Genomic DNA, 13,174 nt, shown 5'->3' with positions numbered 1-13,174 from the left:
TAAACAAGCAATGATGCAAAGCCACGCCATGACGGCGTATCTCACATACATTATTTGCTTGTTAAATCGAGAAGCTATTGAGTCTCAGGGTGGTAGTTTAGATTTAGCAATAACGTATTTAAGTACGAATATTTTTACAATACAAAAAATAAATAAAAAGGGTAACATGGAACAATTATAGGTATATATAATTAGAAAAAAATACTTTACGGAAAACAGTAAAGATTCAATTAAAAAATAATTTAAATTCGATTAATATTTCAATCAAAAAGAGGAAGTTATTTACAAAATTTGCTTTTTTCAGTATAAAACCGTAGCTTTGCGCGTGTTATGCTTTTTTAGGTTTTTTGAATCTAGATTCAAAAAACCTAAAAAAGCATAACAGTAAGACTTTGTGATATTCTAACAAAACCTATTAGAATATTGTTAATTCCTCATCATTTCAATTGTTTTTTGCGGATTAAATGCGAATTTTTAAAAGTAAAAATTATGGTAAATGTTAGACAAGTTTCAGACTATATCATTTTTCGCTTGAAAAGTGAAGGAGGAAATTCTTTAGATACTTTAAAACATCAAAAACTTTTATATTATGTACAAGCTTGGCATTTGGTTTTCAATGGAACCAAAATGTTCGAATCTGAATTTCAAGCGTGGATACATGGGCCTGTTAATAGAGAGATTTACAATCTATATAGAGATAAAAAGTATTTATACAGCGAAATGCATGTCAATGACATATTAAATATGCAAAATATTGATACATTAACAAGTGAGGAAAAGATACATATTGATAATGTTCTAGATGCATACGCTAAATTTAGCTCTACTCAATTAGAACACATGACGCATAATGAAAAACCTTGGATTGAAGCAAGAGAAGGTTATGGGCCTTATCAACGATGTGAAGTAGATATTGACACAGAGGTTATGAAAAGCTATTATTCTGCTAGACTTTCTTAGATATGCTTCAGCCGTCTAGACCAAAAATACCTGTAGGAACTCCATTAGATATAACAAAACCAATAACTGGGAAATTCTCATTCTCTGAAAAATGGTCGTTCTCTTTTGAATATTTTAAGCAAATAGAATACTTCGGATTGGGAGAAACAAGCACTAAATGGTTTGTGTCGTTTTTAGAAAAATTAAAAGAATTATCTAATGCTAATCCACAAGAATTTGAAAAAAATCAAAGATTAAGAAATGCCAATAGATACCACAAGATCAATTGGTCAGCAAAAAACATTCCATATTCTAGAACGGATTTTACTTGGATTTCTGAAGACATTATAAAGAACGAAGAAGAATTCCCATTTTTTCAATTTCAAATATCACAAGCTTTAGGGCGAATAATTGGCTTTTGGGATTTCAATAATAGAAGCTTCCAAATTGTTTTATTGGATTCAAAGCACAATATGCAACCATCAAAAAAATATAGTTATTCTGTGGACGACACTACAGAATTATGTTGCGAAATGACATCTCTATTAATAGATATAGAGTCAATTAAAAAGATAAAATGTAAAAATGAAAACTGTGAAGTGAAATCTAGTCTTCATACTTTGCCCTCTAAGCTTAATCGTGGTAATTTTGTGTATATGATGCTTGAGGATGATTATTATGCATCTCTGGAAGAAAAGCTAAAAACACACAGCATTAGAGAAATAATTGAATTAGGACTCTTGTCCGAATAAACAAGTTTAATTTTCATTTTTTTTTTTTTTTTTTTTTCTTTTTTACGATTTTTATTCTTACCAGCAACATAAGTTTCATCCACCTGTTAATACCCTCAAATTCAAATTCGACTTTGTTTTGAACAGCATTTCTAAGTCTACTTAACATGAACCAAGCTGTTTTCTGTGTAACTCCTATAGTTTTTTCTAATTGACGAGTACTTATACCTTTTTTGTTTATCGTGAATAAATAAACCGCTCTAAACCACTTTTCTAATGGAATAGTTGATTTTTCGAAAATTGTACCAATTGTAACGCTAAAAGGTAATCTGCAGTCCTTGCATTTATATCTTGCTTTATCTTCTCCTCTTGTTAAAATTTTGTAATGATTTTCTCGTTGACTTCCGCAATGAGGGCATATTGGTTCCCCGTTCCAACGTATTTTCATTTATTTCCTTACTCATTTAGATAGTCTTGAATATAATTAAAAGTCCTTTTATTGATACAAAGAAGGATAAGCTCTTTTGCTTCGAAATAATTAATATTTTCACTGATGATTTCTTTCAATTCCTTCTTGCTTATTTCTACGTATTTATCTTCTAAATAAATCGTAGAGCTTGGTATAATATTACAATCTTCAATATTGAGGAAATCATTATCAAAAAAATCTATCTTTTAATTCATCTAATTGTTTGAGAATTGGTTTAGACCCACTTATACTGGGAGTTTTTAAAGTGATGTATTGCATTTGACCAAGGATCAATAGGGTCGCCGTGCTTATTTAGTTTCTTACCGCCTATTTTTGCTTTTATATCATTAAATGCAACTTTTAAACTATCATAATGAAATTTATCATTCTCAGAAGGTAAGGTTGACTTAGATTCATAGATAAAATATTTATTTCTTTTATATAAAAACCATCAAATCCTTTTTTCATAGAGTTTTGCTCTTCTAAATTTAAAAATAGAAATGCAGGTTTATATTTTTTCTGATTTAGATATATATGACAAAACAATTCAGCTAGCCATCCCACGATTTTAGTAGGATCTCCAATTTTACCTTTCAGGTACCGACTAACTATTTCTTTAACCCGCTTTAATTTTGTTTTATCACTTGTGCCCTCACATATAAAAGCAAGATATTCATCTAATAATTTTTTATAGCTACTATCATAACCATCAAAATTAATTAAGTGTAATTCGACGTTATTTTTTAATATAATTTTGCTTGAACTAATCATTGGTTATGAGACCTTATACAATTTTACAAATACATCTACACATTAAATACAATTACTGCAATTTATTGAGAAAAAGGATAAATAATTTGTCTATATAATATTTTATCTACAATACTACACAAAAAAATGATATGATTATGGTTTACCGTAAAGTGAACAAATATTTAATCAAATTAAAATAAGTAAAGTGTTTTATCAAATATTTGTTCTGTACTATTAAATATAAGTTATATCATGAGCACTTTAAAGTCCAGATATGCCATTAACAAAAGTATCTACGAAATCTAAAATTTTATTCAATATTCTGTCACCCACTTCCTTAGATTTTAAAACGCTAGGTCTTCCATCTATGCGAAGGTCTAAAATTTCTTTCCTTAAAGGTTCTCGCTCAGTAAAAAGATAATTTTCTATCAATTTTTCCGTTTTTTCATCAGAAAGATTTTCCGTTTTTACTAAATCTTTTAGCGCTTTATCTTGTTCTTCATTCCAGAATTTTTCAAATTCTTCTGGTATAATATCTGTATCCGAAATGTGCGGTAAGCTTTCTTGAATAAATTTCTCAATCAGTTCTCTCTTACTTCTTAATGAAACTTCTGTGTTCAATAAGTTCGAGATTTCTTTTTCAATATTTTCTTTATCTTTTGAGCTGTGCTTTAATTTAAATTTAATTAATAGTTGAATAATGTAGTTAACATTTATTGTATCACGTCTAATCAGCTCCAGTTCAAAATCGATGTCATTTAAAATCGATGTTTTTTCTATTGGAGAGCTACTGCTTAGCTTATCTTTTAAATCCAAATACTTACTGGTGTAATCTGCAAATAGCTGTTCCTCTATTTCCAAATCATTCCAAGTAAATTCGGAATAATGGCTCATTTTTTTGTGTAAGCGTATAAGTGCTCTGAATGTTAAAATGAACTGTAATTTATCTTCTTCTGAATACAAATCATCGACAGCATCAATTTTAGGAGCAATTTCAAGCAATTTTTTAGTTACCTCGTTGAATTTTTCAGTATAAACTTCATAAGGTTCGACGATGATTTCATCAATTGCTTCCTTGTTACTAAATAATGCAATTGCTTCATCTGTTTTATCTTTTAAATTTCTAAAACATACAATGTTACCCTGTGTCTTATTTTTGTCTAGTGTACGATTTGTACGGCTAAAAGCTTGAATAAGTCCATGGTATTGGAGATTTTTATCGACATATAATGTATTCAGATTTTTACTATCATAACCTGTTAAAAACATATTTGCTACTAATAAAATATCGGTTTCATGTTTAGGATGTTTTGATTTTCTAGCAACTGCATTATAATAATTGTAAAAGCCTTCGGTATCCTTAATGTTCTCTGCCATTCCGAATAATTCATTAAAATCCTGTACATAGACTTCCAATAATTCTCTACGATGTGGTTTTAATCCATATTCCGCTTGTGGATCTGCAGCTATATTCAATCGACTAGCCAATTGATCCTCTATCTCTTCTTCGTTTTGAGCATAACTAAAAATTGTAGATATTTTTAAATTGTGCTCACCATTCAACCTCTTACGTTTAAAAATTTCATAGTACTCAATAATGGCATCAATATCTTGGACGCACATCATCGCACAGAATTTTTTGGATTGTGTTTTCTGATCGTGGTGCTGAATTATATAATCAACAATTGCTTCTTTCCGTTCAGGAGCTTCAAAAACTTCTGTTTCATTAATTTTTTCAACCTTCAAGTCAATTATATTATCTTTTTTCTTGAAAGTTTGAATATATTCAATTGAGAATCGCAAAACATTTTCATCTCTGATGGCATCAGTAATTACATATTTGTGAAGGCATTTCCCAAATAAACTGGCTGTGGTTTTTTCTCCATTAGCATTTTCTGCCAAGATGGGTGTACCCGTAAAGCCAAATAATTGAATATTTTCAAAATAGCTAACAATGTTTTGGTGTGTATCGCCAAATTGTGAACGATGACATTCGTCAAAAATAAAAACCATTCTTTCATTTTTAAGAGCTTTCATTTTAGTTAAATTTCTAACCGAAATGGCATTATTAAGCTTTTGAATGGTCGTAACAATAATTTTTACATTTGGATCATTGAATTTCTTTATAAGATCATCCGTATTAGTTGCTGAGCTTACTGAGCCTTTACTAAAACTATCATATTCCTTATTGGTTTGATAATCCAAATCCTTTCTATCTACTACAAAAACTACTTTTTTAATAGCAGTTATTTTTGATAATATTTGGCTAGCTTTGAAACTTGTTAAGGTTTTTCCACTTCCTGTAGTATGCCAGATATATCCATTTTTCTCAACATTGTAGTCATTTAATATTTCATTTTCCGTTACTCTCTTTATAATACTTTCCACAGCATAGTACTGATATGGGCGAAGAACCATTAGTTTTTTATCAGTTTCGTTAAGTACAATGTATTTACATATCATTTTACTTATATGACAAGGCTCTAAGAAGGTATCAGTAAAACCATTAAGAATGTTATTGAGAGGATTATTGTTCTCGTCTGTCCAATGGAAAGTTTGTAGATATTCTTGTTTATGCGTGCCAAAATTGCTGAAATACTTTGTATTTACCCCATTACTGATTATGAATAGTTGCACAAAATGAAATAGTCCTTTTCCTGCTCCAAGACTATGCTTCTGATAACGACTTATTTGGTTGAAAGCCTCCTTCATCTCCAAACCTCTACGTTTCAGTTCTATTTGTACTAATGGAAGCCCATTAATTAGCAAAGTAACATCATAACGATTTTCGTATTTACCTTCCTGGGTAATCTGATTGGTAACCTGGTATTCATTTTGACACCAATGCTCTACGTTAAGAAATTCAAAATAAAGATTTTCTCCATTATCTCTTAAAATATGATGTTTCGTTTCACGTAATATTTTGGCTTTTTCAAATACTGAACCTTTGGTAATGATATTCATTACTTTTTCAAATTCAGCCTCACTAAATTGAATGTTATTGTGCTTCTCTAGTTGCGTTTTTAAGTTTTCCAGCAGTTCTCTTTCATTTGCAATAGTCTTATATTTATATCCTAATTTTTGTAATTGAATTATAAGTTGTTCCTCTAAGATTTGTTCAGACTGTTTGCTCAAAATAATTATGAATTAGGAGTTATTTAAATTAGCTTTAATATCGCAAATTTAACAAAATAAAGAGGTTTCTTTCATTTCTCCTAATTCATAATATAAAAGTTTACTTCAAAGTTTTAAACATTTGTTCGATTGCTTTCTTTTTCTGCTCCATATTTGGGTGAACATAGAGATTCAAGGTTGTACTAATATTAGAATGCCCCAAAAGAACACTAACAGTTTTGTAGTCGCAATTACTTTCAATACATCGGGTAGCAAAACTATGCCTGAGTCCATGAAATTTTAAATCTGGCATTTTCAAATGTTCCATTAAGTTTTTGTAATAACTACGATAAGTCCTAGGTTCTGTCGGCTTAATATCATTCGTTAAAACAAAAAAAGATGGATTAACAATTTTCTTAAATGGTTTGAGAATCCTTAATAAATCTTTGCTTATAGGAATTTCACGAATGGAATTTTTTGTTTTTGGAGTGTCTAAAATGAGTTCCGTTTTTCTTTTTCCGTCTTCTATCATATAAATGCGCTGAATGGTTCTGTTAACACTGATAACACCCTTCTCTGTATCTAAATCTTCCCAAGTTAGGGCACAAACTTCTCCTATACGCATTCCAGAGCTTAAGCAAATATAAACTCCTAAATTTCGAAATGTAAAATGATCTTGTATATAATTCATGATTTTTTTCTGATCTGAACGGTTTAAAACTTCAATTGTATGTTTTTCTCGTTCTGTTGGAAACTGTATCTCAAATGGAGTATAATTGACCCATTTGTGCTTAGCGCCATATTTTAGTATCATTTTCAGAACAATCAAAATATCCTTGATTGTTTTTTGGCTTAAACCTGAATCCAATTTCTGAAATACAAATTCCTGCACTTCTGCTTCTTCAATAGAATATTTAGTGCCAAATATTGGCAGTATATGATTTTCTATTAAGAGTGTATAAGCTGAAAAACTTGATTTTTTTACGTATTGTTTTTTGTTTTTTTTCCATAGGTCGATTACATCTAAAATTTGTTTTTGATCATTCATTATTATTTATTTTTATGAAATCCAAAGGAAAGAAATAAAGAATTGAGGATTTTATTACACTAAGGTTCCTAATTTGAGATTTCCGGGGTTTACTGAAGAATGGAAAACTAAGAAGTTGGGGGATGTTATGAGCTTCAAAGTTACTAATTCCTTTTCTCGTGAGATTTTAAATTACGAAGCAGGAATTGTAAAGAATATTCATTACGGAGATATTCATACCAAATTCCAGACTTTATTTAATATTACTAAGGAAGTTGTTCCTTTTATCAATGAAGATATAAATCTTGTAAGAATTGCTGATGAAAATTATTGCAGAGAAGGAGATATTATATTTGCAGATGCTTCGGAAGATTTAAATGATGTTGGAAAAAGTATTGAAATTCTAAAATTGAATAATGAAAAATTACTTTCTGGATTGCATACACTTTTAGCAAGACCAAAAGCAAATTATTTTCAGAAGGGATTTAATGGTTATTTATTTAAATCAAATACTGTTAGATTAAAGATACAAAAAGAAGCACAAGGTTCTAAGGTTTTAAGTATAAATGCTGGACGTTTATCAAATATTGAAATTACTTTTCCAAATATTTTAGAACAACAGAAAATAACGATTTTTTTATCACTAATTGACTTTCGAATTCAAACCCAAAACAAAATAATTGAACAATTAGAAACCTTAATCCAAAATTGTTGCAATCAAATATTCAAACAAAAAATAAGGTTTAAAGATGAAGATGGTAATGATTTTTCTGAATGGAGAGAAGTAAAGATTGGTGATATTTTAAAAATCGGTAATGGTAAAGATTACAAACATTTACCATCTGGTCAAGTTCCTGTTTTTGGAACTGGGGGCTTTATGACCTTAGTTGATGATTTTCTTTATGATGGAGAAACAGTTTGTATTGGAAGAAAAGGTACAATTGATAAACCAATGTATCACGAAGGTCCAATTTGGACTGTAGATACTTTATTTTACACACATTCATTTCAATCGTGCATTCCTAAATTTATATTTTATCTTTTTCAAACAATTAACTGGCTGGAATACAATGAAGCATCAGGTGTGCCGAGTTTATCAAAATCTACTATAGAAAAAATTAAAATAGAGATTCCTTCAATAAATGAGCAAAAACAAATAACTTCATTTTTATCCAAAATTGACAAAAAGATTGAAGCTGAAAAAGCAATTTTAGTACAGTTTGAAAAGCAGAAGAAATACCTATTGCACCAAATGTTTGTATAAATTTCTAGACAAACATTTGATGCAACAAAAACTTTTTCTGTTCTTCTAATTTTTGTAATAGTTTATTCTCAATATCAATTTTTGAGTCGATAGATGAAAGGAAATTAGTGATTTTTTGCTGTTCTGGTAGCGTGGGACAATCAAACTTTGTAGATTTTAAAATGTTATTGTACAAACGCTGAATAGTGCCACCTTCTGTATTATATTTAACAATTTGCAAAATATAATATAAAAATTCATTTATGACTATCGTATTGTTATTATCAATCCATACAATGTTTGAATCTTGATAATAAGCGTCTTCTCCCTTATAAACAACTATCCTCCCAATTGTACCAGCTGCGGATATTAAAATATCTCCTTTTTTAGGAAAAGAATATCTGTTTCTGTAATCTAAATATAATTCTTGGGATATGAATGCGTCAGCCACTTTTCCAAATGAACCAATTTTAAAAAATGGAATTTCACCAGTTAATGATGTTTCATCATTAAAAATTCTTCTACACATTTTTACTTCACCAATATCTCCCAATTTCATATTTTTCCATTCTGGGAAATCATTACCATCTTGATCTTTAAATCTCAATTGCCTTGAGAATATTCTTTTGGTAATAGTAGTTTTTAATACGTTTAGCTCCTTAATTATTTTGTTTTGGGTTTCGATTCTTTCATCTATAAGTGATATAAATGATGCTACTTTTTGTTGTTCATCTTTTTGTGGAATAGATAATCTCTTCGATTTTATTTCTGCAGAAGAAATTCCTTTAATTGATGTCCCTTGTACAGTAGATATAGCCTTTTTCATTTCTATCGAAAGTAAATAAGATAGAAAGATTCCATTACACTTGAAATTTATAATATTCAAAAAATCTTGGCTTGTGCATAAAACCTTTTCTGAGTATGCAACTTTACCTACCCCAACTCTTGAAACTACTAATATAACAGGACTTTGACACAGTTTTGTTGCTGAATTACTAATCGCATCTTCGGTTACGAATCTTGAAATATTTACAGAACGTATATCGCTCTCTGACAGGTCAGAAGAAGAAACCCAAGGAATACTCCCTCTCCAAAAATCTTCATTCCACGATGAAGGAGTTCCTCCTCCCAAAAAATCTCCTAGTTCACTCAATTCGGTCACTTCCCATTCCCCTTCAAACCCCGGAAATCTCAAATTAGGAACGTTACCTACTTTTAATTTTTTATTCGCCATCTCAATTATTTATTGTTTGTTATTAAAAACATTAAGGATTTAAGAAATTAAAAAACTAGTCCTAGTTCTTTAAAATAAATGTCTATTTCCTTATCGAGATTGGCTCTTTTGGCTTCAAGTTCTTTAATTTCAATCATTACTTTTTGGATATCAATTTCTTCTTGCTCTTCGAATGTATCTACATAGCGAGGAATATTTAGATTAAAATCATTGTCAGCGACTTCTTTTAAACTAGCCAAATGACTATACTTTTCAATTACAGTTCTATTACGATATGTTTCTACAATCTTAGTGATATGATTGTCTCGCAACATATTTTGATTTTTAACCTTTTCGAATTCTTTGCTGGCATCTATAAATAAAATATCATCAGGTGTTTCTCGGCATTTTTTGAAGACCAAAATACATGTTGGAATGCTCGTGCCATAGAAAATATTGGCAGGTAATCCAATTACTGCATCCAAATAATTCTTTTGTTCAATGAGATATTTACGAATGTGTAATTCTGCAGCACCACGAAACAAAACTCCGTGTGGCAATACAATTGCCATCGTGCCATTTTCTGCTAAATGATAAATCATATGTTGCACGAAAGCAAAATCAGCTTTACTTGCAGGAGCTAACTTACCATATTGGCTGAAACGATCATCATTAAGAAATAAAGGATTTGCACTCCAATTTGCAGAAAATGGTGGATTTGCCACAATGGCTTCGAATGGCATATCATTCAAATGCTGGGGGTGTTCTAAAGTGTCCTCTTGCTTTATGTCGAATTTAAGATAATGTACCCCGTGGAGTATCATATTCATGCGGGCAAGATTGTAGGTGGTTCGATTCATTTCCTGCCCGTAAAAATTATTGACATCTTTTACCTCTCGCGCTACACGCAACAATAGTGATCCAGAACCACAGGTTGGATCATATACTGATTTTAATCTATTTTTACCTGTTGTAACAATTTTTGCCAGAATTTTAGAAACCTCTTGCGGTGTATAAAATTCTCCTGCCTTTTTACCTGCACCGCTGGCAAACTGACCAATTAGATACTCGTAAGCATCACCTAATACATCTAGTTCAGTATGCTCCAATTTAAAATCAATCTCGTCAAGATGCACCAAAACTTTTACTATGATTGTATTTCTTGCTTCAGCAGTCCTACCTAAGTTATTACTATTTAAGTCCATGTCTGAAAAAAGATCTTCAAAATCTTCTTCACTTTGAGTTCCCATTGTACTCAGCTGAATATTGGTCAGGATTTTTTGTAAATCTGCTAAGATGAAATTATTAGTGCCACTATTTCCTCTTTTTGCAATTTCGCTAAATAGTTCAGATGGTTTCAAAAAATAACCTAAGTTTTCAAGAGATTCTTCTTTGATCGCTTCAATAAATTCTTGACCTTCGGGTGTATTTTCATCAATATTTCTGAATTGAATGTTATCTTGTTCTAAAATTGAATTAGCAAAAATTTCCATTTTTTCCGCCAAATATTTATAGAATATAAATCCTAGTATATAATCCCTAAATTCATCCGCATTCATCTTTCCTCGTAAAGTATTCGCTATATTCCAAAGCTGTTGCTCCAATAGTTTTTTCTGTTCTTCTGACATTTGAAATAATTGTTATTAAGATTAGGGATTAATAGTTCTTAAGAAGGCACTAATGTAATAAACTTTTGGTGTTATGGTTTAATAGTTTACAAAAACTAATTAAAATTAGTTAGGTTTTCGATGTGTATAAATTTGAATAGCTACAACATCTAATATTTTAAATATAATTACGGTAATAGTGGCAACAAAAAAGAGACTAGAAAGTCTCTTTTTGGAATTAATATATCTTTTATAAAAGCATTATTTTGCTTTCAGTAATTTCTCCAAATACTCAATTTTATCCTGCTCGGATTTTAATAATCTTTCGTAAAGCTTTCTATTCTCTTCTACGGATTCCATTAGTTTGTCTAATGGATTAAATGTGCAGTGGTAATTACCTACAGTTCCTTGACTATTATCGTAAAAGTTATTGAAATAGTTGAACACACCTTCTTCTGAAAAATTCTTGATTGCTTCCACGCTTACACCCAATGCTTTGGCTACTTCTTTTAATTTGTCTTCCTCGATAGTTTCGCTGTTTTCCATAATAGAAATCGCCTGCTGGTTTGTTCCCATAGCCTGTGCCAGTGCTTCCTGTTTCATGTCTTTCAGTTCACGGATACGGCTGATTTTGCGCCCCATGTGATTTGGTTTTGTTGATGTACTCATAGCTCAAAGATATTAATTAAGAATAAAAAAGTAAGTCTGCTGTATGATATAGAAATAACGCTGTACGGTACAACACAAATTGATACGGTACAGTACGACTAATCACTTACTTGGCTGTGTATTAAACAAAAATACAATTTTTCACACAAGTATTAATTAAAAAAGGTAAAATTATGAAAGCAATTGAAATTTCAACGCAAAAAGAGGTAATTGAAGCAATTACAGAGCACATCAAGACATCAGCGGTTTACTGTTTTGGAAGTGATGATACGGCTTACAACTCAAGCAGAAAGGTTTATTCCGACTATGGGATGCAAAAAAAACATCTCCATTTGTACCTTTTGGTTTTTGTATCGGAAACTATAGAGAATGCAAGCAATGACATAAGCGATAAGATTAAAACAAAAACTAAAGGAACTTTAACTACAACTATTCTTTTGCACCATGTACAGAGCCTTAAAAACTTAGGGCAAGACCAGCAGTTTTTCTTCTGGCAGATCATGCAGGATGCAGAGCTTTTATTTAAGGATGTTAACAATCCTCCGTTTTTAAACATCAGCGAAACCCCAAAACGAAATTTAAAACTTGCATCAAATTATGCATCAAGCAGGAGAAATATCACCGCTACAATCTGGGACTGGGTTTACAATGATGATGATGCTTCAAGTTCGGATGAGGTGAAAATGTTTTCCCTTCATCAGATAGTGGAGCAGACCTGCCTTTCCATGATCCGTGTTTTTACAGGCTACACCCCAAGCCATTTTGCGATGGAGCATCTGTTCAGCCTCTGCGAATACTTTTCCAGCATTACTGCAGATTTCTTTCCTCGCCAGAGCAAGGAAGACAGAGCAATGTTTAATCTGCTTAAACAGCAGTCCCATGTACTGCGTTTCGCCAAGGCTAACGATGTTGATTATCTCTATTACCAGCTTATGGAAGAAAGATGCGGGAAATTTAGAAAGCAGGCTGATATTCTGACTCAAGATGAACTTGACAGGCTGGAGAAAGCCGAAAAGGAAGAGCCTGAGAAAATAAAATAGCAGAACTTATGGAAACAAATGAAACCAAAACAGGGGATGAATTTATCAAAGAGCTGAAAGATAGTTTCTTTTTTAGAACCTTGACCCCGCAGAAAGACAAAGAAGGCGCTTATTATGCAAGCCTAAAATTCACAGGCTACATCAATCTTATATTTACTGTACAGGATCTTCTGAAAATAGCCCTCCACACGCTTGAGAATTCCGATCTGGAAAACTCCAGCCAGATTGAGGATTCCGCTTTCCATCTTACAAGCGTTTTGGAAATTGCATTACAGCTCCTGCCATGCTCTGAATCCGAAGGGCTTGATAAACTGCACAAGCTTTATTTGGAGATCAATAAGGAAAATGATAACGGATAATCTCTGGAAT

Annotated in this window: 12 protein-coding genes; 5 read left to right on the top strand and 7 right to left on the bottom strand. The window is 31.1% G+C overall.

The annotated features are described in order from the left end of the window. Positions 1-489 precede the first annotated feature (489 nt). The gene (locus ABDW27_RS08285) at positions 490-960 is read left to right on the top strand and encodes a type II toxin-antitoxin system antitoxin SocA domain-containing protein (RefSeq protein ID WP_343695468.1); all 471 of its coding nucleotides are present in this window, start codon (positions 490-492) and stop codon (positions 958-960) included. Positions 961-962: 2 nt separating this feature from the next. Beyond that, on the top strand, positions 963-1,691 hold the full coding sequence (locus ABDW27_RS08280) for a hypothetical protein (RefSeq protein ID WP_343695467.1): 729 nt from the start codon (positions 963-965) through the stop codon (positions 1,689-1,691). A 13-nt stretch (positions 1,692-1,704) separates the two neighbouring features. Here the strand turns inward: ABDW27_RS08280 and ABDW27_RS08275 are convergent, their stop codons facing one another. From ABDW27_RS08275 to ABDW27_RS08260, 4 genes are all read right to left on the bottom strand, one after another. Beyond that, positions 1,705-2,118: an IS1595 family transposase gene (locus ABDW27_RS08275; protein ID WP_343695466.1), complete on the bottom strand. Its 414-nt coding sequence runs from the start codon at positions 2,116-2,118 to the stop codon at positions 1,705-1,707. 381 nt (positions 2,119-2,499) lie between these two features. Continuing rightward, positions 2,500-2,910, bottom strand: coding sequence for a hypothetical protein (locus tag ABDW27_RS08270; protein ID WP_343695465.1), 411 nt, complete (start codon positions 2,908-2,910; stop codon positions 2,500-2,502). 243 nt (positions 2,911-3,153) lie between these two features. Continuing rightward, positions 3,154-6,027 carry a type I restriction endonuclease subunit R gene (locus tag ABDW27_RS08265; RefSeq protein ID WP_343695464.1) on the bottom strand — a complete coding sequence of 958 codons (2,874 nt, stop codon included), beginning with the start codon at positions 6,025-6,027 and terminating at the stop codon, positions 3,154-3,156. A gap of 100 nt (positions 6,028-6,127) precedes the next feature. Beyond that, on the bottom strand, positions 6,128-7,054 hold the full coding sequence (locus ABDW27_RS08260) for a site-specific integrase (RefSeq protein WP_343695463.1): 927 nt from the start codon (positions 7,052-7,054) through the stop codon (positions 6,128-6,130). Positions 7,055-7,127: 73 nt separating this feature from the next. On the opposite strand from ABDW27_RS08260, the gene ABDW27_RS08255 reads away from it, so the two are divergent. Continuing rightward, positions 7,128-8,297, top strand: a complete 1,170-nt coding sequence (locus tag ABDW27_RS08255; protein WP_343695462.1) for a restriction endonuclease subunit S — start codon at positions 7,128-7,130, stop codon at positions 8,295-8,297. 4 nt (positions 8,298-8,301) lie between these two features. On the opposite strand, the gene ABDW27_RS08250 is transcribed toward ABDW27_RS08255, so the two are convergent. The 3 genes from ABDW27_RS08250 to ABDW27_RS08240 form a co-directional block, all read right to left on the bottom strand. Further along, positions 8,302-9,510 carry a restriction endonuclease subunit S gene (locus tag ABDW27_RS08250; protein WP_343695461.1) on the bottom strand — a complete coding sequence of 403 codons (1,209 nt, stop codon included), beginning with the start codon at positions 9,508-9,510 and terminating at the stop codon, positions 8,302-8,304. A 47-nt stretch (positions 9,511-9,557) separates the two neighbouring features. After that, entirely contained in the window at positions 9,558-11,117 is a 1,560-nt protein-coding gene (locus ABDW27_RS08245; RefSeq protein WP_343695460.1) for a type I restriction-modification system subunit M, read from the bottom strand. 240 nt (positions 11,118-11,357) lie between these two features. Beyond that, on the bottom strand, positions 11,358-11,765 hold the full coding sequence (locus tag ABDW27_RS08240; protein ID WP_343695459.1) for a helix-turn-helix transcriptional regulator: 408 nt from the start codon (positions 11,763-11,765) through the stop codon (positions 11,358-11,360). Positions 11,766-11,938: 173 nt separating this feature from the next. On the opposite strand from ABDW27_RS08240, the gene ABDW27_RS08235 reads away from it, so the two are divergent. Both ABDW27_RS08235 and ABDW27_RS08230 read left to right on the top strand, forming a co-directional pair. After that, entirely contained in the window at positions 11,939-12,805 is an 867-nt protein-coding gene (locus ABDW27_RS08235; RefSeq protein WP_343695458.1) for a hypothetical protein, read from the top strand. A gap of 8 nt (positions 12,806-12,813) precedes the next feature. Further along, positions 12,814-13,164 carry a hypothetical protein gene (locus ABDW27_RS08230; RefSeq protein ID WP_343695457.1) on the top strand — a complete coding sequence of 117 codons (351 nt, stop codon included), beginning with the start codon at positions 12,814-12,816 and terminating at the stop codon, positions 13,162-13,164. The last annotated feature ends 10 nt before the right edge of the window (positions 13,165-13,174 follow it).

It is taken from the genome of Flavobacterium sp. (genome assembly GCF_039595935.1).
Classification (GTDB): domain Bacteria; phylum Bacteroidota; class Bacteroidia; order Flavobacteriales; family Flavobacteriaceae; genus Flavobacterium.
The sequence above is the reverse complement of the archived record's forward strand: the minus strand, read 5'-3'. Positions and strand labels throughout refer to the sequence as shown.